The 25,755-nt window shown below is 32.7% G+C and carries 26 protein-coding genes; 10 read left to right on the forward strand and 16 right to left on the reverse strand.

The features are described 5' to 3' along the window. Positions 1 to 53 precede the first annotated feature (53 nt). Complete coding sequence (locus V7P73_RS06275; protein WP_333852071.1) at positions 54 to 2,348, reverse strand: GH92 family glycosyl hydrolase; 2,295 nt, start codon at positions 2,346 to 2,348, stop codon at positions 54 to 56. A gap of 216 nt (positions 2,349 to 2,564) precedes the next feature. Further along, positions 2,565 to 2,834, reverse strand: a complete 270-nt coding sequence (locus V7P73_RS06280) for a hypothetical protein (protein ID WP_333852072.1) — start codon at positions 2,832 to 2,834, stop codon at positions 2,565 to 2,567. A 126-nt stretch (positions 2,835 to 2,960) separates the two neighbouring features. Between V7P73_RS06280 and V7P73_RS06285 the strand changes: the two genes are divergently transcribed. Next, positions 2,961 to 3,590 carry a TetR/AcrR family transcriptional regulator gene (locus V7P73_RS06285; protein WP_333852073.1) on the forward strand — a complete coding sequence of 210 codons (630 nt, stop codon included), beginning with the start codon at positions 2,961 to 2,963 and terminating at the stop codon, positions 3,588 to 3,590. A gap of 442 nt (positions 3,591 to 4,032) precedes the next feature. Here the strand turns inward: V7P73_RS06285 and V7P73_RS06290 are convergent, their stop codons facing one another. Continuing rightward, complete coding sequence (locus V7P73_RS06290) at positions 4,033 to 4,629, reverse strand: Crp/Fnr family transcriptional regulator (protein ID WP_333852074.1); 597 nt, start codon at positions 4,627 to 4,629, stop codon at positions 4,033 to 4,035. A gap of 176 nt (positions 4,630 to 4,805) precedes the next feature. On the opposite strand from V7P73_RS06290, the gene V7P73_RS06295 reads away from it, so the two are divergent. Further along, a complete protein-coding gene (locus tag V7P73_RS06295; RefSeq protein ID WP_333852075.1) occupies positions 4,806 to 5,105 on the forward strand; it encodes a hypothetical protein in 300 nt (99 codons plus the stop codon). Positions 5,106 to 5,178: 73 nt separating this feature from the next. Beyond that, a complete protein-coding gene (locus tag V7P73_RS06300; protein WP_333852076.1) occupies positions 5,179 to 5,688 on the forward strand; it encodes a CinA family protein in 510 nt (169 codons plus the stop codon). 21 nt (positions 5,689 to 5,709) lie between these two features. Here the strand turns inward: V7P73_RS06300 and V7P73_RS06305 are convergent, their stop codons facing one another. After that, positions 5,710 to 6,726, reverse strand: a complete 1,017-nt coding sequence (locus V7P73_RS06305; protein WP_333852077.1) for an alpha/beta hydrolase — start codon at positions 6,724 to 6,726, stop codon at positions 5,710 to 5,712. A 121-nt stretch (positions 6,727 to 6,847) separates the two neighbouring features. Then, the gene (locus V7P73_RS06310; RefSeq protein ID WP_333852078.1) at positions 6,848 to 7,837 is read right to left on the reverse strand and encodes an alpha/beta hydrolase; all 990 of its coding nucleotides are present in this window, start codon (positions 7,835 to 7,837) and stop codon (positions 6,848 to 6,850) included. 174 nt (positions 7,838 to 8,011) lie between these two features. On the opposite strand from V7P73_RS06310, the gene V7P73_RS06315 reads away from it, so the two are divergent. The 3 genes from V7P73_RS06315 to V7P73_RS06325 all read left to right on the forward strand — a co-directional run bounded on the left by V7P73_RS06315 (position 8,012) and on the right by V7P73_RS06325 (position 11,896). Continuing rightward, entirely contained in the window at positions 8,012 to 9,310 is a 1,299-nt protein-coding gene (locus V7P73_RS06315) for an aminopeptidase P family protein (protein ID WP_333852079.1), read from the forward strand. A gap of 259 nt (positions 9,311 to 9,569) precedes the next feature. Then, a complete protein-coding gene (locus V7P73_RS06320) occupies positions 9,570 to 10,361 on the forward strand; it encodes an FkbM family methyltransferase (protein ID WP_333852080.1) in 792 nt (263 codons plus the stop codon). A 56-nt stretch (positions 10,362 to 10,417) separates the two neighbouring features. Continuing rightward, positions 10,418 to 11,896 carry a lipopolysaccharide biosynthesis protein gene (locus tag V7P73_RS06325; RefSeq protein ID WP_333852081.1) on the forward strand — a complete coding sequence of 493 codons (1,479 nt, stop codon included), beginning with the start codon at positions 10,418 to 10,420 and terminating at the stop codon, positions 11,894 to 11,896. A gap of 155 nt (positions 11,897 to 12,051) precedes the next feature. Here V7P73_RS06325 and V7P73_RS06330 read toward each other — a convergent pair whose 3' ends face one another. Beyond that, complete coding sequence (locus V7P73_RS06330; RefSeq protein ID WP_333852082.1) at positions 12,052 to 12,345, reverse strand: putative quinol monooxygenase; 294 nt, start codon at positions 12,343 to 12,345, stop codon at positions 12,052 to 12,054. Positions 12,346 to 12,444: 99 nt separating this feature from the next. Further along, positions 12,445 to 13,305, reverse strand: a complete 861-nt coding sequence (locus V7P73_RS06335) for a helix-turn-helix domain-containing protein (RefSeq protein WP_333852083.1) — start codon at positions 13,303 to 13,305, stop codon at positions 12,445 to 12,447. An 813-nt stretch (positions 13,306 to 14,118) separates the two neighbouring features. On the opposite strand from V7P73_RS06335, the gene V7P73_RS06340 reads away from it, so the two are divergent. After that, the gene (locus V7P73_RS06340) at positions 14,119 to 15,606 is read left to right on the forward strand and encodes a hypothetical protein (RefSeq protein ID WP_333852084.1); all 1,488 of its coding nucleotides are present in this window, start codon (positions 14,119 to 14,121) and stop codon (positions 15,604 to 15,606) included. A gap of 578 nt (positions 15,607 to 16,184) precedes the next feature. Here the strand turns inward: V7P73_RS06340 and V7P73_RS06345 are convergent. The 4 genes from V7P73_RS06345 to V7P73_RS06360 form a co-directional block, all read right to left on the reverse strand. Next, positions 16,185 to 16,793, reverse strand: a complete 609-nt coding sequence (locus V7P73_RS06345) for a DUF417 family protein (RefSeq protein WP_333852085.1) — start codon at positions 16,791 to 16,793, stop codon at positions 16,185 to 16,187. A gap of 79 nt (positions 16,794 to 16,872) precedes the next feature. Further along, positions 16,873 to 17,496 (reverse strand): helix-turn-helix domain-containing protein, encoded by a 624-nt coding sequence (locus tag V7P73_RS06350; RefSeq protein ID WP_333852086.1) that lies wholly within the window; start codon positions 17,494 to 17,496, stop codon positions 16,873 to 16,875. Positions 17,497 to 18,054: 558 nt separating this feature from the next. After that, positions 18,055 to 18,840 (reverse strand): alpha/beta fold hydrolase, encoded by a 786-nt coding sequence (locus V7P73_RS06355; RefSeq protein ID WP_333852087.1) that lies wholly within the window; start codon positions 18,838 to 18,840, stop codon positions 18,055 to 18,057. Beyond that, positions 18,827 to 19,774 carry an EamA family transporter gene (locus tag V7P73_RS06360; RefSeq protein WP_333852088.1) on the reverse strand — a complete coding sequence of 316 codons (948 nt, stop codon included), beginning with the start codon at positions 19,772 to 19,774 and terminating at the stop codon, positions 18,827 to 18,829. Before V7P73_RS06360 ends, V7P73_RS06355 begins: the two co-directional genes overlap by 14 nt. 129 nt (positions 19,775 to 19,903) lie before the next feature. On the opposite strand from V7P73_RS06360, the gene V7P73_RS06365 reads away from it, so the two are divergent. Next, a complete protein-coding gene (locus V7P73_RS06365) occupies positions 19,904 to 20,365 on the forward strand; it encodes an Lrp/AsnC family transcriptional regulator (RefSeq protein ID WP_333852089.1) in 462 nt (153 codons plus the stop codon). Positions 20,366 to 20,553: 188 nt separating this feature from the next. Here the strand turns inward: V7P73_RS06365 and V7P73_RS06370 are convergent, their stop codons facing one another. Both V7P73_RS06370 and V7P73_RS06375 read right to left on the reverse strand, forming a co-directional pair. Continuing rightward, entirely contained in the window at positions 20,554 to 21,405 is an 852-nt protein-coding gene (locus V7P73_RS06370) for a hypothetical protein (protein ID WP_333852090.1), read from the reverse strand. A 521-nt stretch (positions 21,406 to 21,926) separates the two neighbouring features. Then, positions 21,927 to 22,238 carry a hypothetical protein gene (locus V7P73_RS06375; protein ID WP_333852091.1) on the reverse strand — a complete coding sequence of 104 codons (312 nt, stop codon included), beginning with the start codon at positions 22,236 to 22,238 and terminating at the stop codon, positions 21,927 to 21,929. 276 nt (positions 22,239 to 22,514) lie between these two features. Here V7P73_RS06375 and V7P73_RS06380 point away from each other — a divergent pair, with 276 nt between their 5' ends. Both V7P73_RS06380 and V7P73_RS06385 read left to right on the forward strand, forming a co-directional pair. After that, the gene (locus V7P73_RS06380) at positions 22,515 to 22,754 is read left to right on the forward strand and encodes a hypothetical protein (protein WP_027382479.1); all 240 of its coding nucleotides are present in this window, start codon (positions 22,515 to 22,517) and stop codon (positions 22,752 to 22,754) included. Between the two features lie 177 nt (positions 22,755 to 22,931). Further along, on the forward strand, positions 22,932 to 23,576 hold the full coding sequence (locus V7P73_RS06385) for a J domain-containing protein (protein WP_333852092.1): 645 nt from the start codon (positions 22,932 to 22,934) through the stop codon (positions 23,574 to 23,576). Here the strand turns inward: V7P73_RS06385 and V7P73_RS06390 are convergent. The 3 genes from V7P73_RS06390 to V7P73_RS06400 form a co-directional block, all read right to left on the reverse strand. Next, positions 23,569 to 23,721 carry a hypothetical protein gene (locus tag V7P73_RS06390; protein WP_333852093.1) on the reverse strand — a complete coding sequence of 51 codons (153 nt, stop codon included), beginning with the start codon at positions 23,719 to 23,721 and terminating at the stop codon, positions 23,569 to 23,571. The two genes, V7P73_RS06385 and V7P73_RS06390, sit on opposite strands and share 8 nt — an antisense overlap. A 100-nt stretch (positions 23,722 to 23,821) precedes the next feature. After that, positions 23,822 to 24,490 (reverse strand): GDSL-type esterase/lipase family protein, encoded by a 669-nt coding sequence (locus tag V7P73_RS06395; RefSeq protein ID WP_333852094.1) that lies wholly within the window; start codon positions 24,488 to 24,490, stop codon positions 23,822 to 23,824. A gap of 85 nt (positions 24,491 to 24,575) precedes the next feature. Then, on the reverse strand, positions 24,576 to 25,649 hold the full coding sequence (locus V7P73_RS06400) for an endonuclease (RefSeq protein ID WP_333852095.1): 1,074 nt from the start codon (positions 25,647 to 25,649) through the stop codon (positions 24,576 to 24,578). Positions 25,650 to 25,755: the final 106 nt, after the last annotated feature.

Consider the following 25,755-nt stretch of genomic DNA (forward strand, 5'->3'; position numbering starts at 1 on the left):
AAAATTAATAAAAAAAGTAATTGCTATTACAATTTCCAGAAATTATTTCTATGCTATTTGTCAGATGTACTCATAGAAAAAGGAGCGTTGGAATCTTGAATTCCTCTTTTTGTATTAGGTTTTGAAATCATTTCAAATTTTAGTTTTGAGCCTTTTAGCAATTCAAAATGGTCGATCCAGTTTTTAGAATAATTTTTTCCGTTGAATTTTAAATTATCAATGTAAATGTTGCTTTCCGAATTATTAGGAGCATCAATTTGAATGGTCTTATTGTTTTCCAGATTGATTTTAATGGATTTAAAAAGCGGCGCTCCCAAAACATATTGTGTACTCGCGGGTGTAACTGGATAAAATCCTAAAGCTGAGAAAACATACCAAGCAGAAGTTTGTCCATTATCTTCATCTCCGCAATAACCATCGGGCGTTGGTTTGTATAATTTATCCATTGTCTGTCTTACCCAATATTGTGTTTTCCAAGGTTGACCGGCATAATTATAAAGATAAAGCATATGTTGGATAGGCTGATTCCCGTGTGCATATTGTCCCATTCCAACGATTTGCATCTCGCGCATCTCGTGAATGACTTCTTTATAATAATTGGTATTAAATGTCGGTGGCATCACAAAAACAGAATCCAACATTTTAGCAAACTTTTGCTTTCCACCCATTAATTCCTTCAATCCTTCAATATCTTGGAAAACACTCCACGTGTAATGCCAGCTGTTACCTTCTGTAAAAGCATTTCCCCATTCGAAAGGATCAAAGTTTTCCTGGAATTCTCCGTTTTTCTTTTTACCTCGCATCAGATTATATTTCGGATCGAAAAGGTTTTTGTAGTTCATTGCTTTTGACTTGAAGGGTTTCAGTTCTTCTTCCGATTTGTTTAACGCTTTCCCGAATTCGTAGATGGCGTAATCGTCATAAGCATATTCCAACGTTCTTGCTGCACTTTCATTAATTCCAGTATCAGTCGGAACATAACCTATAGAATTGTAATCTGCTACGCCTTTTCTTCCGACTGCGCTTATTGGCCCTTCGTTATTAGAACCGTGTTTCAAAGCTTGCCAAAGAACTTCTGCATCATAACCTCTAAGACCTTTGAGATACGCTTCAGAAACAACCGAAGCAGAATTGTTCCCAATCATAATATCTGCAAATCCAGGACTGCTCCATTCCGGTAAAAATCCGCCTTCCTGATAAGCTGAAATCAGACCTTTTTGCATTTCAACATTTATGGACGGATAAACCAAATTCAGAAGAGGGTAGAGCGCACGGAATGTGTCCCAAAAGCCAGTTCCACCGAACAAATATCCGGGCATTGTTTTCCCATTGTAAGGACTGTAATGCTGGACAATTCCGTTTCTATCTTTTTCATAAAGCTTTTGTGGAAAAAGTACGCTTCTGTAAAGACAACTGTAGAAGCTTCTTACTTGATCGATAGTTGCGCCTTTGATTTGTATTTTGTTTAAAGTCTGATTCCAGATTTCTTTGGCTTCGGATTTTACTTGGTCAAAGGATTTACCTTTGGATTCTTCCAGATTAATTTCTGCTTGTTCTGGACTAATGAATGATGACGCTACTCGGATTGTGATTTGTTCTCCTTTTTTCAGTTGAGGGAATTTGACCAAACTTCCAACGTGATCTGCTTTGATTTCAAGATTTGATTTGTGAATTTCTGTTCCGCTCCAGACATTTTGAGAAACAAAATCTCTGTCAAACTGAATCACAAAATAATTTTTGAAATTCTCCATTTTCCCTCTCGCATATCTTGTGGAATAACCGATGATTTTTCTTTCAGAAGGAATAATCTTTACATAAGAACCTCGGTCAAAAGCATCTAAAAGAATGTGAGCCAGATTGGTTTCTGGAAAAGTAAAACGCATCATAGCTGAACGTTCTGTCGGCGCAATTTCTGTCCACACGTCGTAATCTGCGAGATAAACCTTGTAATAATAAGGAGTTGCAATTTCTGTTTTGTGAGAGAACCAGCTTGCTCTTTTTTCTTGGTCTATTTCAGGATTTCCAACGATTGGTAAAATGGAAAATTGCCCATAATCATTCATCCAAGGCGATGGCTGATGAGTCTGTTTAAATCCCTGAATTTTATTCGAGTTGTAAGTATATTGCCAGCCATTTCCATTTTTGCCGGTTTGTGGCGTCCAATAATTCATTCCCCAAGGCAGTCCGATAATTGGATAAGTATTACCATTCGATAATTCGTAGGAAGATTGGGTTCCCATCAACGGATTAACATAATCTACAGGATTTGAAACCCAGTCTGTGATTTCCTGAGATTTGAATCCTAACGAAAGAAAACTACTAAAAAGGAATAACTTGATTTTATACATTCGAGGTTTATTTATCTCAAAAATAATAAATAATTGTTGTGGATTTTAAAATAAAAAAGCAACAATTAGAATTGTTGCCATTAATTTTTACATTTAAAATATCTTAAGATTTGATATTGTCTCCGTAAGGTTCTTTGAACAGATGATTGGGTTTCAAATAAACTAAATTATTTTGAAAATCCAGAATGATATTGAATCTTTTCAAAACTTCGCCACCTAAAAAATTGGTTGCATAACCTGTTTTGGTTTTAGATTAATTTCCAAAGAATCAATATCTGTTACGATTTTGATGTTTCTTGATTTTGTGTTCTTGCCGCTGATGTAAGTGTCTGGTTTTACTTCTGGAACGAGATTCCATTCGGTAATTAATTCTTTATTTTCAATAATTTTAACCTGTTTCGTATTTGATTTTACAATGGGTAGTTTATTTTGAGAAAAACCTAAAGTAAAACTAAAAAACGAAATCAGGATAAAATGAGTTCTCATGGTTATTAGTTGTAATAGTTTTTAAAGAATTTGAAATTGAGCTAAAGCTTAAAATCGCACAAATATAATCAAAGTCACTAAATAGTGACAAGAAAAAATGTTAATTTTGCAAAGATTTTTAAATCAATGATGGAAAAGAACACAAATCCGCGGATAAAAAGTAAAGAGAAAAGTAAACAACAGTTTATGGACGCTGTTGGAACTATCTTAAAAACAAAAGGTTATAAATATCTTAAGGTCAATGAAATTGCTGCAACAGCTGGACTTGATAAAAAACTGATTTATAATTATTTCGGTGGAACGGAACAACTTTTAGATGAGTATATCAAAACACAGGACTTTTGGACTAATGTAAAAGAGGAAGATTCGGCCGTAGAAATTACCGACGGTGGAAAAGAATTTGTCAAACAGATGATGTCTGAACAATTCGATTTTGTTTCTTCTAATAAAGAGTTGCAAAAAATTTTGCTTTGGCGTTTGTCTGAAGAACGAGCTTCACTAAGGAAATTGACAGAAGGTCAAGAAGAAAATGGTGAGATTTTGTTCAAAAACATTACAAATCCCTATTTTGAAGACAAAAGTGATGATTTTCGTGCTGTGATGGCCATCTTGATATCGGGAGCATATTATCTTAATTTATACTCCGAAATGAACGGCAGTATTTTTTGTGGAATAGACTTGAAAACGGAAGAGGGAAGAGGGAAAATTAAAAAAGCTTTTAGTTTTCTTGTTGATGAAACTTATGAGTCATTGTAAGTGGACCTATATTTTTCCAGCGTTTTAATCGCTTTTAAAATATCAACTTCTTTTCCAAAAACTGGTTTGTAAATATCACCTTTTTCTTTTAATTGATCTAAGGAATTATGGATATTAAAATCTGCAGACTTCTTTCGAGTGGGTTTCTATGACATCATCAAAATCGAACTCTAAATCTTTTGGGGACGATGTTCTTCTAATTTTTGATAGGGCAGATTTTTTCCTACTCAGAGTACTTCGACAAAATTAAAAGCTCTGATGAATTATTTGAAAAGTTTTCAAAAAGACCAGGCGTCTTTTTCTTTTCAGATCCCATTGGCAAGTCTTATAGGTTTCTGTGCAGAGACCAAAATCACACCCTTGAAACAGATGGAAAAAAACAATACTGTCAAAATCAAAAAACGTATTATTTTTATATTAATTTCTAAATATTAATTTCTAATCAATAATATATTTTTCCTTGCACAATTTTTACCACATTTTGCTTTTCTAATGTTTTAATTGTTCGGATTACAGTTTCTACTCTTAGACCTGTTAATGAAGCTAATTGCTGTCTGGTTAAAGGAATCTCAAAGGAAAATCGATCTGTGTCGGGAGAAAAACTTTTATGATAATCGAAAACCCCTAAAAGACGAACATCTGGATGTAATGATGAATTATTTTCCAACATTATGAATTTCTGATACAGTCTTTCTGATAAGAATTTATTGAGATCTCTCGAGATGTCTGGATTTTCATCCAGCATTTTTATAAACTTGCTTTTAGAAAGCTTAATAACTTCGCTGGCTTCAAAAACAATGGCATTGACAGGATAAGTTTTATCAATGAAAAGCAACAATTCGCACACGCTAAGACCGTGGTGTAAAATGGCAAGAATCAGTTCTTTTCCTTCTTCGTTGTAATGGTTTAGTTTTATTCTTCCGGATATGATTTGGTAATAATATTTGGGTTTTTCGGACTCATGAAAAATAATATCGCCAGCGTTAAAAGCTTCAATTTTTGCACCATAAGAAAGCAAGAGTTCTTCAGCAATTATCATAATATTAATTTTTGGATTGGGTGATTATGGTGTACTATACAAACTTAAAACCAACTTTTAGAATTGAAAATTTATAGGATTTAAAATAATTTTCAAACGGTTTATGATTCAAATCATATAATGATGACTGTCGGTTTGTGTAGCTTTGGTTTGTTTCAAATCATAAAACTATCAAAATGAATATTGAAAAAGTATTAAAATCATTACAAGATTATGACTTTAAAAAATTGATCAATAAAAGTCAGAAATTTGAACCAGGTTCCACGATTTATGCGAAAGAAATAGAAAATGAAATTTTCCTGCTTTTCGTAGTTCTGAAGAATGAAAAACCAAAAGACATCCATTCTTTTATCGCTTATTTCGATAGTTCTGAACATATCGGAGTTCAGGAACCTAAAGAAGTAATGTTCTATCATTTAATATCGAAAGTTCAGGATTTTCATTATTTCGAAAAATATCTTAATGCCCATCATTAGAATCAAATAGAATAACATTGTTGGACCGAAGCTGTAAGGTTCTTTTCTCCCATAACATTTAAAAAATTAACTTATGGAATTTTCTAAAATACTATTGGACAAGATCAGTTATAATCTGAAAGAAAAAAACGAGACTATTTCTATAGCAGAAAGCGTAACCTCAGGTTTTTTGCAACTAGCGTTTTCTCAAATGTCTGAGGCTATAAAATTCTTCAAAGGTGGAATTACGGCTTATACATTTGACGAAAAAGTCAAACATTTGAATATTGATTTTGATGAAGCCAAAGCTACCAATTGTGTCTCTAGAAACATTAGTGAAATGATGGCGCTTAACGTTGCTTTGTTATTCGATTCGGACTGGTCGGTTGCTACAACCGGTTATGCAACACCTGTGGAAGAGTCTGATAATAAAATATTTGCTTATTACTGTATCGCTTATCGTGGAACTATTATTAGAAGCGACAAAATTGAACTTCATCCTTTGACCAAAGCCTTTGATGCGCAAAAATATTTTATGGAGTATATTCTAGGTTGTTTGCGTTGTGAGGTGAAAAGAGATCATTCTAAACTTATTAACATCTGATGTCCACTTTTTGCTGACGATTTACAATTTCAACAACCAAATCAAAGATTGCTTCAACTCTCGTTTCCAATAATTTTCAGAATGTGTTCCATCTGCATCTATTTTCATAACGATATTTTTTTCCGGAACGGATTTCTTTAATAATGATTGATTCACAGTTTCGATTTCCGAAACCATGGTTTCATCTTCATTTTTTCCGGCTACAAAATAGAATTTAGAATTCTTGAGATTGCTCTGATTTTTGTTTAAATAAGTCTTCAAATCCTTTGAAACAAACCAAAACGCGGGACTGAAAATTCCAGCTTTTCCGAAAACTGTCGGATATTTTACCGAAGCATAAAACGAAATCAAACCACCCATAGAACTTCCCATAATCAAAGTTTTAGAAGCTTGTTTCTGAGTTCTGTAGGTTTTATCGATGTAAGGTTTCAAAGTTTTCGTAAGAAATTCCAGATACAAATCACCTTCGCCTTTGGTCTTATATTTATCATTATTCCAAGGCGAATATTCTGCCAATCGGGTTTCTCTGCCATTATCAATCCCGATAACGATTGCAGATTCTCCAGTTTCTGAGAAAATTTCGTTCAGTGTTTCATCAACGCCCCATTCACCGGAAAAACTTGTGAATTCATCAAAAAGATTTTGTCCATCGTGCATATAAATCACAGGATAATTTTTGTTGGATTTTTCATAATCGGGTGGAAGATAAATCCAGATTTTTCTCGTCGTATTAAGTTGCAGAATTTTAAAATTCTCACTTAGGATTTTGACATTAGAAGTTGTTGTATGTTTTTTCTCTTTTGGTTGAGACCAGTTTTGGATTTTTAGTTCAATAGTTTTTGAAGAATTAGAAACTTGTAAAGTGCGGTTTGGAGAATCCTCTGCTGTTTCCCAATTGCCTTGTGTGATTTTATATTCTACTTTCTGAGACGGAGTAGGAATCGTTAAAATAAACGAGCCTTCAGAATCTTTCTTGAACTCAAATTGATCATCATTCGGGTTCCAATTGTTAAGATTAGAAGCCAAAAACAATTTCAAATTTTGAGTTGTATTCTTGGGGAGTTCTATAATTTTAAAAGTAATCTGAGCATTCAAAATCACAGTCATCAAAACTGAAAATAAAAATATTGATTTTCTAAAGAGAAAATATTTAAACCAATTATTGCACATATTTGGTCTGCGATTTTATGAATTCTAAAGTTTTTTTTGCAACATCTTTCGCTTCATCCAAATTGATATTGCTAAAAGCATGTTTAGCGTTGTCCAAAACAAAATATTGATGATAAACTTTGTTTTTTTCTAAAGCATCCGCCAACATTTGAGATTGTGAAATATCCACAATCCTATCGCTGGTACCATGAAAAATCAAAGTTGGCACAGTCTGTTTTGTGATGTAAGTGATTGGAGAAAATTCTTTACTTTTCTTGATGGCTTCTTCTTTTTGAGTATTGATGTCAAAGCCTGTCAACTGCTTTATTTTTTGTTTTCTTATGTTGTAAGTTTTTGGATAAGACATTTGGAAAGCTTTTAAAATCAACTTATTAGCATCAGTTTTGAAAAGTTTATTAAGGTCAGATGGTCCGAAAAAGTTTACAACATATTTCAGTTTTGGAAATTCGGGATTGATATAGTTTTGTTGATTGTAAGCGGTTAACATTGCAATATGGGCACCGGAAGATGCTCCCCAAATACCAATATTATTGTTATCAAGTTGATATTCTTCAGAATTATCTTTGATCCATTCTAGAGCATCTTTACAATCCTGCAAAGTTTTGTCCAGATGAGTTTCATTATTAATATTCGTAAAATTGATACTAATCACGGTATAATTATTATCAACAAGTTCTTTTAAAATATACTCTCTGTAATTTTGAGCAACAATTTCTTTATTACCTATAACCCAAGCGCCACCGTGGATGAAGAGAACAACAGGAGATTTGGTAGTAAGATTCTTAGGCTGATAAATGTCCAGCTTTAATGGTTTTTTTTCAGATGTATTTTTGTAAATAATATCTTTCTGGAGATTATAATTAAGGTCGAGTTTGGGCAATTTTATATCAGAAATAACTTTTTCCGAGCTCAACTTATAGCTTAGAAAACTTAGAATAATTAAAGAAAAAACAAGTATTACACGGTATTTTAGTTTCATTTAGAGCGTATTGCATCCCAAATATATGTAAAATTGCTATATATATTATGTTAAATTGGATTTTATGAAAAATTTAAGGATTAGTTTCTCCTTTGCACAGCTATGTTTTGTAAATTTGGGTCACTTTAATTGATTTCTTATTTGATAGGAAATTGTAAAAAAATCCATTTTATAATGACAACAAAATACGAACAAATTCCAAGTTCTCTTTTTGTGAAAAACAGAAAGAAGTTTGCAGAACAATTGTTACCAAAATCTTTAGCCGTTTTCAATTCTAATGATATTTATCCGATAAGCGCAGATTCTACAATGCCTTTTCAGCAGCATCGTGATATTTTTTATCTGAGTGGAGTAGATCAGGAAGAAAGTATTTTGGTGATTTTTCCTGATGCTTATTTGGAAGAAAATCGTGAGATATTATTTTTAAGAGAGACCAACGACCACATTGCGGTTTGGGAAGGTGAAAAATTAGATAAAAATCAAGCTTTTGAAACTTCGGGAATCAAAACGGTTTATTGGTTGAGTGATTTTGATAAAGTCTTCAAAAGTTTAATGTATGAAGCAGAAAATGTTTATCTGAATAAGAATGAACATTACAGAAATTCTGTAGAAACGGAACTTAGAGAAGACCGTTTTATCAAAAAAGTACAAGCAGATTTCCCGATGCACAATTATAAAAGAAGCAATCCTATTCTTCAACGTTTGAGAAGTATTAAAGAACCGGAAGAATTAGCATTGATTCAGAATGCTTGTAACATCACGGAAAAAGGAATCAGAAGATTATTGAACTTCATCAAACCAAATGTTTGGGAATACGAAATCGAAGCTGAATTAATCCACGAGTTTGTAAGAAACAGAAGCAAAGGTTTTGCTTACACACCAATCATCGCAAGTGGAAATAATGCAAATGTTCTTCATTATATTGCTAACAATATGCAATGCAAAGAAGGTGATTTGATTCTTTTGGATGTTGGGGCAGAATATGCGAATTACTCTAGTGATTTGACCAGAACAATTCCAGTGAGTGGAAAATATTCAGAAAGACAGAAGGAAATTTACAATTCTGTTTTAAGATGTAAAGTTGAAGCAGAAGATAGATTGGTTGCCGGAAATAACTGGTACAGATTCCATAAAGAAATGGGCGAGGTTTATACTTCAGAATTGCTACAATTGGGATTGATTGATAAAGCTGATGTTCAAAACGAAGATCCAAAATGGCCAGCTTACAAGAAGTTTATGATGCACGGAACTTCTCATCATATGGGATTGGATACGCACGATTACGGAATCCTAACCGATGATTTTGTAGAGAATATGGTTTTCACCAATGAACCAGGATTCTATATTCCGGCAGAAGGATTAGGTGTAAGATTGGAGGACGATTATGTGATTCAGTCTTCTGGAAAACCATTTAATTTGATGGGAAATATTCCAATTACTGTGGAAGAAATAGAAGATTTGATGAATTCTTAATTCGAAATTCAATTCAAAATATAAAAATTCCCCTAAAAAGTATCTAACTTTTTGGGGGAATTTTATTCTCGAGAGGCTTTGTTGTGAAATCAGTTTTCTTATCTAAGCAAAGCGCCTTTGCAAGCCTTAAAATGTTTTCAACCTGAATGAAAAATTTTTGCGTTTTATAGCTCCTAAAAATTTATTCTCTTAACAAAATTTTATGATTTGTAAAATAAATGCCTTTTCTTTGTCGTTCTTTTCTTTATGACAAAAATCGATGAGTGTTTATAGTCAACTTGCTGAGAATTTACAGTACATTTCGCCGTCTTATTACAAAAGTAGATTTTTCAAAAAACTGAAGGGTTTGACTGCTCAAAATCTTTTGGAGAGAAAAGTAGAGCCTGAGTTTCTTTGGATAAAAGAAGTTTTGGGAAAAGATTCAGTGTTTATAGATGTTGGTGCCAATGTTGGTGCTTATCTTTATACTTTAGAAAATCATCTTAATCTAGAAAATATCTTTGCTTTTGAACCGAATCCACAATTGTTCAAAAGATTAAAGCGATTATTTCCAAAAGTCCATTTGTCTTCTGTCGCTTTGTCTGATACTTCTACAGTTGCTGAATTCAAAATTCCTGTTATTAATGGTGAAAGAGTTCATACGCGAGGAACTTTGCAAACATCTATCAAAGAAAAAAATGAAGAAAAAACAATTCTTCAGAAAGTAGAAGTGAAACCTTTAGATGATTTAAATCTCAATCTGAAAAATCTCAGTTTTATCAAAATTGATGTAGAAGGAAACGAGATGCAAACTTTGCGAGGTGCAAAGCAAACAATCCATAAGTATAAACCAATTCTAATGGTAGAGATGGAACAGCGCCATCACAAAGAAAATCTTTGGACTCTGATTTCCGAGATCGCAGATTGGGACTATTCCGTCAATTATCTTGATAGAGAAACTTTGAAACCAAAACTTCTTACAGAAGAATTCCTCAATCAACAGAATCCTGATAATGTGAAGAATTACAAAGATTACATCAATAATATCATATTTTTGCCAATAAAAAATTAATTTATTTCCCCAACCCCAAGGGAAGAAAATCAATTATCAACCATCAATTATAACAAATGAGCGTCGTAGCAAGACAAGGTGTAAAATATTCGATAATTGGCTATCTCGGCTTTTTGCTGGGAACTTTTTCAGCTATTTTTATTTTTCCATACGATATGGAGTTCTATGGAAAGCTCCGTTACATCTTGCCAACTGCCGAGATCATAGTTCCAATCATTGTTTTTGGATTAAGTTTTTCCAACGTCAAATTCTTTGCGAAAGTAAATGCAGACGGAAAACACCATAATATGTTGAGCTTGTCTTTGCTCGCAGTTATTATTAATTTTTTAATTGTTGTAGGCGGATTTTTCCTCATCGCTTATTGGTTCCCTGACTTCAAAAAACTGGAAGTTTGGAAAATGAAAAATCTAATTCTGCCATTGGCTTTGGTTCTGGCTTTATCATCAGTTTTTAATAAATTTTTGACGAATTATAAAAGGGTAGTAGTTCCCAATATTTTCGAAAATTTTGTTCCGAAGTTGGCCAATCTTGGTGCCTTTTGTCTTTTCTTTTTTATGGGATTTGCGGAGAAGTCTGCTTACGGATTTTTCTTTATGATGTTCGTTATTTCTCTTTTCGGGTATGGACTTTATACCAATAGACTGGAAAAAGTCAGGTTCGATTTTGATTTAGCCTATTTCAAAAAAGACAATCTTTATCGCGAGATTTTGACTTATAGTCTTTTTGGATTTTTGGGAAATATCGGAAATTATATCGCGATTAAAATCGACAGTTATATGATTGGTGAGTTCATCAGTTTTCAGGAAAACGGAATTTACAATAATATTTATTCGATTATCTCTTTGATTGTCGTTCCACAGATGGGATTGTTCAACCTTTCAGCACCGATTATTAATAAGGTTTTGGCAAATGGAGATTACAATGAGTTGGACAGATTTCACAAGAAAACCTCGCTCAGTTTGTTTTTTCTTGGTTTGGTTTTATTTTGTTGCATTGCTGTTGGATTTCCTTATTTAGCAGACTTTATGAAGAATGGAGAAGATCTGCGTTCCTCGGAACCTATTGTTTGGGTTCTAGGATTTGCGATGTTGTTTGACTTGGCAACTGGATTCAACGGACATATTATTTCCCTTTCCAGATATTACAAATTCAATATTGTGGTGATGCTGATTTTAGCAGTTTTGACCATCACAACCAATATGCTTTTCCTGAAACATACAGATTTGGGAATCTTAGGAATTGCAATTGCTTATGCGATTTCTCTGTCGTTGTTTAATATTATCAAAATCGTTTTCAATTATATCAAATTCAAAGTTTTTCCTTTGGGAATTGAGATGATGTATGCGATGATTTTAGGCTGTATCTCCATCAACGTCGCTATTCTTCTTCCGGATTTGAAGCTGAATATTCTCAATCTATTTTATAAACCAGCAGTCGTTTTGATATTGCTTTTTATCGGTAATCATTTCCTTAAAATCTATCCATTGGATAAATATCTGAACAAAGCTTTTGTCAAGAGTTTGTTTAAGTTTTAGATTAATGTTTTTTCTTCAAAATTAGTTTTATATGCAGAGCTTCTGCGTCAGCCTAATCTGAATTTATTATCAAGCTATTTTGCAAAAAAGAAAGCCTGTCGAAATTCATTTAAAGAACTCTGACAGGCTTCCATTTTAGAATACTTGTGCTTTGTTTATTTAGCTGCTAACACATCTATTTTCTCAATAGAAGGTTGAGTAGCCAACAATTCAGGTGCATTTTCCATTAACGCTTTTGCAATCTTGCCACCAAGATGAGCTTCTCTGCCTTCTTCATCTGAAAAAGTATCAAAAATTCCAAATGTAGAAGCGTCAATACGGAACGCATACCAGGTAACAGTACCTGCTTCTTCATTAGCAAGTGGCAATGCACTTGTAATAAAATCTTCAACATCTTTTTCTTTACCTGCTTTTGCTTCTAGTCGAACTAATAATCCTAGTTTTTTCATTTTTTTTATTTTTAAATTAAACCAATTTTGTTTTAACAAATGTAGCATCTTTAAACTTGTGGTGCTTTTTTATTTAGCTCAAAAACTTATGAAAAAAGGTCAAGTTTTCATAATGTTTTTTGGACTGTAACCAAATTCATTTTTAAAAGCTGTGCTAAAATTTGATAAGCTGTCATAACCAAAGTCCATATAGATTTCGGATGGTGTCGCTTCATTATTAAGCAATAATTTTTTGGCTTTGTTGAGCCGTTTTAGCTGAAACCATTTTCCTGGAGACTCTTGATATAATTGTAAAAATTTTCGCTTAAAAGTTGACAGACTCATATTACATAGAAATGCGACCTCGTCAATATTCAAACTCGTGTACAGATTTTTTTCTATGACCATTTTAAAAGATAATTCTCTTTCATTGATTAGTAATGAATGTAGATAAACAAAAAAACTTTGCCCATACTTATCAGCCAGATACAGCATAATTTCTTCAAATTTCAATTCCAGAATCTTTTGAGAGATAGTTTGATTTAAGCCATAAATTTGTTGAATGGAATTAATAAAATGAATAATAAAATTGTCTTTTTGTATAAGGAAATAGGGACTACTGGTCGTTGTTTTATTTAAGTCATTTGTATTAGATATATGCCCATATTTCAATAAAAAATCATTAATGTTTTTCTGAGAAAAGAAAAAGAGTAGGCAGCTGTAACTATTTGCCCCAATAAGTTCTGTTGTTAGAAAATTTCCCGATGCAAGGAGCAAGGCTTGTGTATGATCTATCGAAACGATGTCATTAGAAAAGTGAATGTCCTTTTGTCCGTCCAACAAAAAACTGAATACATTTTTGTTTAGATTAATTTTATTTTTGGAAACATGTTTATACGCCTCGTAGTTAGCAATTTGCAGGTCTGGAGTCTCTGTGTAGTTATTATCAAATAAATGTTCAGGAAAGTTTATAATATCCATAAAATTAATGTCTTAAAAACATTAGGCATTGTAAATATATTAAATTTCTATTTCAAAAATCGTTTGCTAAGGGTTGGATGATAAATTGTTTAGTTTTTGTACATAAAAGTTTGGGCATTGCAAAATGACCGAAAATTGAAAACTAAAGTTTCGGCAGGCTACACATATTAAAAGCCAATTTCTATATGGTAAATTAAGAAAAAAAGCTAATAAAATTGGCATTGAGAAAATATTAAGCTAAAAATTTTCAACTAGCACTTTAAACCGCTGTTTTGCCAATTAAATATTGACATAAATCTTCGGCGGATTTACCATAGAAATAATCAAGTTAGCGGATGTAATACTTTAGCTTCCAGTTATAATTAGGTATAATATTGATTTTAACATATAAAATCTCTAATACGACTTATAAAAAAAAAATTCAATGGAGTCACGACAATTTAACATTTTATAAATAGGAAGAGAACTCAATATTTAAGTAACAATGCTTTATAAATCGTTAAAAAATAATCTGAAATTTGGAGAAAAGAGTCTTAATGAGAAGGGTAATCTCAAATAGCTACACAGCAGGAAAGAATTCATAAATTACAGAAAATGCCTTGAGAAGAGAAACTTGTGCAAGATCACGTGCTACAATTTCTGGAAAAAAAGTCCAATTTATTCTAATAAGAAAATTTTTTATATATTTGAAAACATTATTTAATATTTTCATAAATAAAAAGTAAATATTTATTTATGATTAATTTTTACCGATAAAAAGTTGTGCAAACTATAAATAATTGTTAAATTATTAATTTTTTATTTGTTATGAATATGAGTTTTATCTTTGATTTATACAGGAAATTATTTCTAGGTATGTGTTTAGCATTCAGTATGTTAGTAACTTCCCAAGTGGGAATCAATACAACAACTCCAGACGCAAGTTCTTTATTGGACTTAAATTCAACGAATAGAGGATTTTTAGCTCCTAGGATGACTACAACTCAGAGACTGGCAATAACAGCGCCTGCAGACGGATTAATGGTCTATGATACGACATCAAAACTTTTCTATTATTACGTAAGTTCTACTTCATCGTGGTCACCTATTAATAGCAGTGTTTCAGGGAGATCAAATTTTAAGCGCATCAAGTCAACCGATGTTTTGTCCACTGTTCTGGCTTCTGAATTAGCCGCTGGTGGAGGAACACGCTATGTGATGAACTCCAATACATTATACGAAATCAATGGACAGGTTCAGTTTGATTTTCCCATTGATCTCAACAATTCTTATATACAAGGCTTAGACACCAATGATGACATAATAACTCGTGCATCAGGGAATATTTTTGAAGGTTCTACCGGTGGCAGTATTAGAAATCTTACACTACGAGCAACTGGAGGAAGTGTTTTTAATCTCAATGCAACAGCGACGCAAAATCTTATATTTAGAGATGCTGTTGTTAGCGGTTCTAATTCTGTAGGTACAATTTCGGGATTCGGTTTAGTATTCCTGAGCATTGTCCAATTTGCGGGAAATACGAACGGAATTACCTACAACAATATATCTCAGCTGCTACTAAGTAATTTAGGTTGGTTTAGCAATAACTCCGGTACCTATGAAAAATTTACAGGAACATTTACTTTGATTGAAAAACAAGGTGGATTTTCCCACGTAGAAAGCGCATCAGCAACAGGTTTTGATGTATCAACATCTGGTCTAACGGTTAATAGCGGAATTCTGGAATCTGTTGTTTTCACAGGAACCAATACAGCAGGTTACGTGAAGCCTTACACAACAGGCACATATACCGGTTATAATTTTACAAACAACTGGATTGTAAGATCGTCAGGAATTCCAACCGAATCTGATAATAATGCTGTTGGTGATTTTTCCGTTGATTACGCTGTTGGATCGGGTATAGGTGTAAGTTTTAATACAAGTAATCCAAGTAATATTGTAAAAATTGGAACGACAAGCTCTGTTTCGACATCTTTAAACTTATTTAGATTTGCAACAGATGGTGTGCCGAACAGATTAAAATATGTTGGGAAAAATAAGAGAATATTTCAAATAACAGGATCAGTTTCTTTTCAGGTACCTGCAGCAGGAACTTACATAATTTATATCGCAAAAAACGGTACAGTTCTGAGTCAGACAAAAATCTACGGAAGAGGTTCTGCTACAAATGATATCGTTGTAGTTCCGATTAATGGTACAGCAGAACTTTCAACTAATGATTATATAGAAATATATGCTCAAAGATATACGGGTTCCACTGGTGATATCGTTGTTCCGAATATGAGCATTACAATAAAGTAAGATCCCAAATTAGCTTACAATTGTCTGAATTTAACTAACTGAAATTTGTAGAGATATTATAAACAATAAGCTGGACTCTGGTTGTCCCAATATTCGGTGACCTTTACAAATTTTCCGTTTAAATAAATGACTGTTTCGTCGTTGAAATACATTGTTTTTTTAATTTTTTATTGAGTTGATAATTAATTTTCAGGCATAAAAGAAAGTTTTCCCGAAATGGGAAAGGCTAACAGTTTGGTATACAGAAGTATCTCTTCCGGTAGAGAGGTAATTCTAATAGTTATTTTGTTGTTATATAATTTCATTTTCTTGTTTTTAATTTAATTTACATAAAAAAAGGTCTCATGATTTCGAGGTCACTGAAATTTAGTTTTTCAGTGACCTCAAAAAAAGAGACTCTTCTCGAAGTCTCCGGTATATTTTTAAAATTCTTCGTCGATAAACCCATAATGTTGAAAAAAGCTGCCGAAGCTTCCGTTCAACCGGAGTTTATCTCAGTGTTTTTTATTATTTATTTTGGTTCGATGATTTTTTGATTCATTATTGGTTTTTCAAACCCAACGAAGCTTTGGCTATTATTAGCTGTAGTTTTTTGTTAATTTTCTTGCACTATCTGATGCAATAATTAATCCTCCGGCTAACATAATAATATCCTTTAAAACTAGTCGTCCTGCACCAGAAAGGAACGGGAAGCCAAATTGTGGCGTAGGAAAATCTCCTCCTAAATTGGGAACATAAACTTCTGGAGTGGTGATAAGGAAGGATAATGTAACTAAGGACATCCCAAAGGTTAAAAGACCTCCAATCATACCGATTTTAGGAAACCAAATGCCTAATAATACAAATAAACCAATGATGCAAATTACAGTACCTAAACCATAAGAAAATAAATAGGTTCCATTTTCGTGATGCCAATCTATATTTTTCTGAACGGTTTTTCCTTCAGGATTTTTATGCAAAGTATATTCAGCAACGCTTTCTCCTTTTTCATTTAATGCAGTTTTGTCCGAATTGTTGTAGAAAAAACTCATCAATGGACTATTGGTAACAAACGGAACAATCCCTTCTGCTTCGTAATGAAACGCTTTTAATCCTCCGATCCAAGCCATTACAACAAAGATGGAAATACGAATTAAATTGATAAAATTGGATTGTTGTGACGCTAAAAAAAATGCTAAACTTTTCATTTTGTATAAATTAATGATGTTAGCAAATTTAGACCACTCGTGGCGCAATAAGAATAGACAAATCAGTGAATAACCTAGACTATTTTGCCACGATGGAAATGCCTACATTTTTTCTGTATGAACTAGGAGAGATGCCAACATTCTTTTTAAAATAGCGACTGAAATAGAACTCATCCTCAAAATTCAATTCTTGAGCAATTTCTTTAATTGATTTATAAGTGAGATGAAGTAATTTTTTAGCTTCTAGAATTACACGTTCATTAACCAATTGTGAAGGTGATTTTGAAAACTGTTTCTTTATTTTTTTGCTGAAAGCATCAGTTGATAACGAAAATTCAGACGCATAAAATGCCATACTTCTTTCAGTTTTGTAATGCTTTTCTACCAAATCTTGAAAATAAACTAAGTCTTTATTCGGCAATTCATTTGGCTTCAAACTAACTAGATATTTAGATTTTTCTTTACTAGATATGGACAAGATTAATTGCAAATAGGATTTAACAATCGAATCCGTAAATGGGCTTACTGTTTCATTTTGAATCTCATTATCCATTTTTTCAATTGTATTTACAATTTCATAATAATAGGATTTATTGATTTTTAAAAAAGGTTTTTCGTAAATATTATTGAATAGAATTCCGTTGCACGAAATCATATTTTTATGATATTCAATACAATAATAATCGCCGTGAAATTGAATCATTTTCAATTCTGTTTCATTAGAATCTAGCCATCTGAATTGCTGATAAGGTGTCAAGAATAATATTGTACAGCCAGAACATCCGTACTGAACTAAATTTATTTCAAACTTAGCAGAACCATTAAATACTAAAATTTGGTAAAAAGGACAGTTTAATGTCTTTAAAAGTTTACTACTACTGATGTTTTGTATGGAGATTTGATTCAAAAGTGACGTTATTTAAAAATTACAGCTAACGGAAAAAGGCTTTGCGAAGTGCAGGCTTTCGAAGAACAAAATGTTCAAGAGTTGCCAAGAGGAGCCGATGCTTTTTCAAACAGTCTAAATTAAGAAAAATAACGATATAAAAAGTAATTGCGGAGTATTTTGAAGATATTTTCTGCGTGAACTTTAAACTCGCCATTTTTACAATACTATGTAGAACTAAACTTTCGCCAGCTTTACTGTTCGCGAAATTAAGTTACTTTCTCAGTGTTTTTTATTATTTATTATGTTTTGATGATTTTTCAATTCATTGTTGGCTTTCCAAGCAAGGAAACTTTGGGTATTATCTGCAGTATTTTATTCTTTCATTAGGTTCTCAATATACTCAATCGATTTTTCAAGGACAACTTCGGGTGCTTCTTTATGTGGTGTATGTCCGACGTTTGGAATGATAAATTTTTCAGCTTTTCCACTTACTTGACTAATTGTTTTTTCTACTTGTTCCAAAGTTCCGTATTCATCTGTTTCGCCTTGTATGAATAGCAACGGACAAAATATTTCAGGTAAAATATGTTCGATATTCCAATTTCTGTAGTCAGCTCTCGTCCACGTTTTTGTCCAGGCTTTGAAAAGCGTATCGACTTTGTTTCCGTGATATTTGGCTAAACGTTCGGCAAGGTTTGTATTTTCGTATGCTTCAATAGCTTCATAGATTCCTTTTAATGTGACTTCTTCAACAAAAATGTGAGCTGCTTCTACAATAACTGCTTTTATTCGTTCGGGATATTTGTTTGCTGAATGCAACGCGATTGTTGCTCCATCACTGTGTCCGAAAAGAATAATATTGTCAATTTCGAGTGCTGTTAGTAAATCGTTCAGAACATCAGCTTCCAGTTCTAAATAATTGGTTGGTCTTTCGTAAGTTGGCATTGGGTCTGATTTTCCGTAGCCTAGTCGGTCGTACATCAAAATATTGCATTGAGCAGATTCGGCTAATTTTTGAGGAAAATCTCTCCAAAGTTGTACACAACCCAAATTGTCGTGAAGAAAGACAATTGTTGGACGATTTTCATACAATTTGTAATGTTCTGTGTATAATCTATTGCCATTTATGTTAATGGTTTCAATGCTATTTTGACTCATAATTTATATCTTGAACTGTTGTTGATTGGATTTGTTTTTCTCGTTTTGATTTAGAAATATTTAGGTAAACTATTGCTCCTAACATTATCATTACTCCGATTATTTGTACAAAAGTAATTTGTTCATTTAATATCAGAAAAGCACAAAATACGGCGGCTGGAAGTTCTAATGTTAATAAAATTGCACTCAATCCTGCACCGATTTTTGGCATTCCCCAAGTGAAACAAACAGGAGGAATAACCGTTCCGAATAAAGCTAAAAACGCTCCCCATTGCAATAAACCTAAATCAAGATTGGGACTTGTGGTTATGGATTGGAAATTTATCAGCAAAATCATCATTGCAGAACCTGTTGTCATCAATGCACTTTTTTCAAACATTGGAACTTCTGTACCCAGCTTGCTTGTAAACAACACATATAAAGTGTAAAGTAAAGCCGCTGCTAATCCTAAAATAATTCCGATAAGTGGAAAGTCGAAATTTTCTATATTGATGAGATTTCCCGCAAAGACGGTTCCAACCACAATAAGAATGCAAGAGATGATTTCAACAGAACTCGGTCTCTTTTTGTAGAAAATCCATTCTGCTAAAATACTCATCCACGTCATCTGCATTAACAAAACAATGGCTAAAGATGCAGGAATATATTCGACCGATAAATAATAAGTGTATGCAGAAATTCCCATCGAAGTTCCGGCAAGTAACAATTTCCAATTTCCTAAAAGTTTGAATTTCCCGTTTTTTATACTTCTGAAAATGACAATTGACCAAAGTATCAGAGCTCCCAAAAGAGCTTGAGTAAATGTTATTTCTCCTGCATTATATCCTTGACTATAAGCTATTTTAGCAAAAGAAGACAGCATTCCATAACTTAAAGCTCCTGATGCGACTATGATGATGTACTTAAATATTTTAAATTTGTTTTGTACAGACAAAATTATTTAATTTAGGTTTATGTTTTTAATTAATTGATTTAATATGTGAAAAGTCCTGTTTTTAGTTTATATTTATGATTTTTGTACGAATTGAATATTGTATTTAGTATATTTGAAGGAAAAAATCCGATGGAAGAATTAAATAAGCAAGAAATTGAACTGTTGAGATTGCTGCAACGAAATTCAAAATTTGATATTTCGGACTTAACAGAACGCTTAAATATGTCTAGAACGTCTGTTTACGACAAAATCCGAAAGTTGGAAAATGAAGGATACATCAAAGAATATGTAGCCATTATAGACCAACGAAAAGTTGGTTTGAAATTTACCATAATCGTCAATGTTTCTCTGAATAGTCAACGACTTGAATACGTTGATGAGTTTTTAGAAAACATCTCAAATTTAGAAGAAGTTATGGAAGCCTATGTTACAGGTGGAATTTTCGATGTGGTTTTGAAAGTGGTAACCAAAGACCCTGATTCGTTCAATGATTTCGTAACTCAAAAATTGTCTGCCATTCCGCATATCAGTAAAATCCAAAGTTCTTTTGTAATGCGATACATCAAACAGACTTCGGTTTTGCCGTTCTGATTTTTACGTAACGTGGTTTTAAAATTGCTGGTAACCGCCTGTGGCTTTGCGTAGTGGCGAATTTCAAAGATGGAACTTTCAATTTTGCACCCAAGTTCATTAGAAGCACAAAGCTCCAACTTTGCACGTCACCCGGCCTGACGCAAAACCCGTCTTAACAGCAGTAATTCTTTGTTCGTCCATTGTCATCAGTCGTCAATTTTGAAAATGTGTTTCATCAAGTCCGTTCGTTTAAATTTATCAGTGTCTAAATCTATAAATATTTTTTGTTTGTCAACTGTCACGAAACCAAACCAAAGAAAAAACCTGTCAAAAGTGCGAACGCCATAACATCTAAAAAACTGTCGCTCTGGAGTTGAATAGTCAGGTTGGAAAAATGTAATAAACTTTGGAAATGCTCTTAAATATTTGTCAGCATAAAAGTCAACTGTTTGTGGTTGGTCGCCAAATTTGTCAAGCATAATGACTGAAAATGCCCAACCTAGTTGTCCGATTGGTTGTTCAGGATAGCCGTCATTATAACTCCAAAGAAATTTGTTTGTAAACGCCTGAAAAAACTGTCTGAATATTTGTAAGCGGTTGTTAGTCTCAAGGAGTTTAGTTGCAGTCTTTGTCAATGTAAGTTTGCCAGATACTTTTTTTACAAGTCCAGCTATCTCCGCTGTCAGTCTTGCACTTCTTATGGCAATGCAGTCATCTTCTTTCCAAAGTTTTGTTATTCCTCTTTCAATATGCTCGTCAAGTAAAAATCTCTTGTCGTAAAGTTCAACCATTAATTTTTTGGGTAATGCTCCGAGGGGTGTCAACTTGATGTGTTTGTCACGTTGAATTATTTTTAGATAATCTTCAACTATTCTAAAAAGCGGAATTTGGTCAAGTGTTTTGTCGTCAATGTCGTCACGAAATTGAACAGGAGATTCGTCGCCAAATGTTTCGTAAAGTAAATGATGAATTTCTGTCGGTGATAGTCCCAAAAAATCGTCAACCGGAGAGTTGTTCCGTAGTAAGATATTTGTTTCTATGTCGTCAGGTATTTTCATTTTACAACTGTCGTAATATTATTTCTACCAACGTTTTGCGGCTTGGCGAAGTACGGGAATTCGAAGTACCAAAAGTTCAAGAATTCATAAACAAAGCAAATGCTTTTTCAGATTGTCTAAATTAAAGAAAAAAATAATATGAAAAGCATTTTGCAGCTAAAATAGAGTAGAAGTTCAACTTGATACAGTGGTGACATACAAATTGCTTTCTTCTTTTCTGAAATTTCCCGATTGAATCTGAATCCATTTTTTAGCTGATTTCTTATATAAAATAAAATTTACAACGGGTTGTTTGTTCTTGTTGTTTTGTGTGATATTGATTTTGTATTGATTAGCTTTTATAACTGTTTTTGAATCAGAAAAATATTCATTTTTTTGACTGAAACAAATGTTGAAAATTAAAAGAAATAATAATTTGTACATATGGTGTTTTTGAATTTATGAAAACTGATTAAGATAAAAGCTTTGCGATTACAAGGCTTTTATTTTTTGGTAAAATTAATTAGGAATTTTATTCTTAATTAAAATTTTGAAAGTTTAAGAACTGAAAAATATAATTCATCTTGCTCTACACAATATTCTTTAATTTCTCCCTCTTTTTTGAATGTAGATATATTAAAACCATCTTCGATATCATTGTAATATAAAACTAAATTTTTGTATTTAGCAACTACCCAAAAGCTATTTTCTTTATTCCAAAATTGATTTTCATTCCACTTACTAGGAGTAATTTTTATTGTATTCCAAAAATTCAAAAGTTCCTCATCCATTTTATTTTCTCCTTTAGAAATTTCAATTGATAATTCTTCTAAGCTTATTGGTTTATATTCCATTAATATAGTTTTATTAGAAGCAAATTAAATAATAAATATTAAACAATATTGATTTTAAGTAACAAATGTTTCTATTGTGCGCAGCGCGCCCCGGCTTGAACGGAGCTCTTTTTATGTCATTGCGATTGTATAAAAGTTCAACAGATTGCTTCACTTCGTTCGCAATGACAGAAAAAAGCGGGAGTGGAAGACGGATAAAGGCGCCCTAAAAATTATTTAAAGTAAAAGATTTGAGACTGCGTCTTCCTAAATGTAAAACGTAAAACTTTAAAAAAAATGAAAAAAGGAATTTTAGCAATCGCAGGTTTAGCAGCTATCGCCATCATTGCGAAAAAAGCACAAAAAAGAAAAGCATTTGTAAGAGGAATCTTCGACGAATATGATGTGAAAGAAAGAACGCCGTTCGGTTTTGCAGATAGAATCAGAACGATGAATGACGAAGAATACAACTCTTTGAAAGAAAAAGTGAGAACGCAATTCGGAAGAGGATGTTGCAAACCAAGAACTGCAGAATAATTTTTTAGAAAATTAAATTAAATTGTTAAGAAAAACGGGAAGTGAGAGCTTTCCGTTTTTTGTTTTTTTCTCGCAGATTAAGGAGATGGTGCTGATTTTTAATTTGCTGGATTTGCACAATCTGCGAGAAATGAAATTTAGTTTTATAAAAATAAACAGAATCGTTAAATTTGCTTTGTGAAGGATTATTATTACTTTCTCGGAATTCCTCAAAATGCTTCTGCAGAAGACATCAAAAAAGCCTACAGAAAATTGTCTCTGAAATATCATCCAGATAAAAATGATAATGATCAGTTCTTCTCGGATAGATTTAGGGAAATTCAGGAAGCTTACGAAACATTGACTGATACGGAAAGAAGACGACTTTATGACCAGAATCTCAGCAGTCAGCAGAGAAATGTAAAAGGTATTCTACCTCCAAAAATTAAGAATTTTTCTGCGAGTAAAATCCGCGCGAAAGCTGGTGAAGAAATTACAGTTTATTGGAATACTTACGATGCGGACTTGGTGAAAATAGTTCCTTTTGGTTTAGAAAAACCGAATGGAGAAAGGACAATTCGGATTAAAGAGTTTGATTCTCAAGGGAAATTCCAGATATTGCTTCACGCGACTAATACGGTTCTTTATAAAACGATTGTTCAAGGAATTACAATTACCGAACTAGCAGAATCAGAATCCAATTCTGATGAAAAAGAATCGTTAAACAATCCATCTGAATCTTTCCAAAAATCTCCAAAAAAAGAAAACCAATCTAAAAGACTGGTTTCTGTTCTTATATTTTTAGCATTGGCTGCTATGATAATCTGGATGATGTTTAACTGATTTTCAATCTGCCTGGGCATTTTTTACAACGCTTTCCTTTTTTGAATTTTTTGCAACATTTTTTCTTGTCACAATACATCATTTCATCGTTTCTGTAAGCCGGAGCCAAAGGCGCAATCTTGAAAGCTATAACTGTTGGAATCATAGCTGCAAATATAATTTAATTTAGAATAAATACAAATTAAAAATAAAAAATTCCTTAATTATTTAACAACTAAGGAATTAATTTAACGTTTCTAAATGTTTTATTTTAAATAAGGTGCCATCACTTTTGTCCAAAGTCGGTAACCTTCCGGCTTCATATGCAACATATCTTCTTTGAAAATGTCGCTTCTTACTTTTCCGTTTTCATCATTCATAACTTTGGTGATATCAATATATTTTGCTTTTTTTTGAGTTTTAAGGTAAGCTTCTATTCCTTCATTTAATTCTTTCATTTGAGGCCAAAACTTTTCACGACTTGGTGAATATTTAATAGAAACATAAGCTACTGGAACTTTTGGATACTTTTGACGAATTTTTCCAAAGAAAGTTTTAAATCTTTCCAAAACTTCGGCTGGAGTAGGATTGTCTGTAGAAATATCATTTTCCCCACAATAGATAATAATCTGTTTAGGGTTGTAGGGAGACAAAAGCTCTTTAGAATAATTATTGAGATCTAATAATCTGGAACCTCCAAAACCTCTGTTGACAATCGTTTTACCTGGGAAATAATCATTGACATCCTGCCAATAAGTGAATGAAGAGCTTCCTACGAATAGAATGGGTTTCTTTGGAATTCCGTTTGTTTCATCTAATTTTTTGAATTCTTGAATCTCTTTCCAATAAGGTTTGTCTTGTGCAAAGAATAGGAGAGAGTTGAGAATCAATGCCAAGAAAAAAAGCTTTTGGAAAAGCAATCTGTTGTATATCATTTTTAAATTTTTTTGAAGTTTCAAGGTAAAAAAAATCAGTTGCCAAAGCAACTGATTTCAAAATTTTAATATTTGTTTAAGACAATTAATCAACGATAAATTTCGTGTTCAATTCTCCTGTTTTCAAGATGTAAACACCTTTTGGTAGATTTTTTAAAGTGATTGTATTTCCATTTTGGAACGGATTGTCAATCGTTTGTACATTTTGTCCAACAGTATTATAGATGAACGCTTTTTTGAATTGTTTCAAATCTTTGTCTCCTGTTACTTGGATTGTATTTCCTTTTACAGGGTCTGGAGCGATTGTCAAATTCTTAGAGAAAGAAGCATCATCTACAGCCATTACAGTTCCCCAGATTTGAGCAACATATTCTGGGTGGTCAATATATGGATTTCTATTTTTTTGGTAAACGTAAGCTGCGTTGTTTCTTGTGATTTCTCTCTCAGAAACTGGATCTTGCTGATGCCAAAGTAACATAAGATTTAGTTCCCAAGTCGTCAATCCCTGATTAACATTGCTTGTATTAAGCATATTGCCACTAGAGAAACTAGAAAGTCTTGTTTGGTATCTTGTTACAAAATACAACATTACTCTCGCAACATCACCTTTGAACTCATTGATTGGCTCGAAAACAGTTCCAGAATAACCAGAAGAAGCATTTGGTCCTACTTTAGATCCGTTTTTTGAAGTCCAAGTTGGATTATTAACTTTACCATAAGGATAGTTACTTCTCATTCCATTTACTTTTCCATCTGTTGGCAAGATGTGGTGGATATCGGAAACCATTGGACTTGCTTCATTGAAAAGACTTTGTGGGATAGAATGTTCTCTGTTGTAACAATCTCCTTCTACGGAATAATTCCCGCATTTTTTCTGCCCATGTGTATAGTTGTACGGATCTGCTCCTGAAGGATTTTCAGAGTAGATGTCCAGAACCGAACCGTCTTTTTCATAAAAATTATCGGTGTCTGTACTCGGATAACCATTGTAAAGATTGTCATAGCTTTTGGTTTGGTAACCAGCAGTGATGATCTCTCCCAACTTTGTTTTAAGTGCATAACCAGTCAATCCGGCTGCTCCATCATAATAACCTGTCGGAATCTGCGCATTTGTTATGCTAAACATTCCAACAGCAAGAATAAAAATACATTTTTTCATTTCAAAAAATTAAGGGCGGTAAAGGTATTGAATAATTTTATTAAAATTATATTAAATTATTAACATTGAAGAGTTATCTCCTTCAATTAGATGATTTTTTTAAATA

This window comes from Epilithonimonas sp. (assembly GCF_036780765.1).
GTDB lineage: Bacteria > Bacteroidota > Bacteroidia > Flavobacteriales > Weeksellaceae > Epilithonimonas.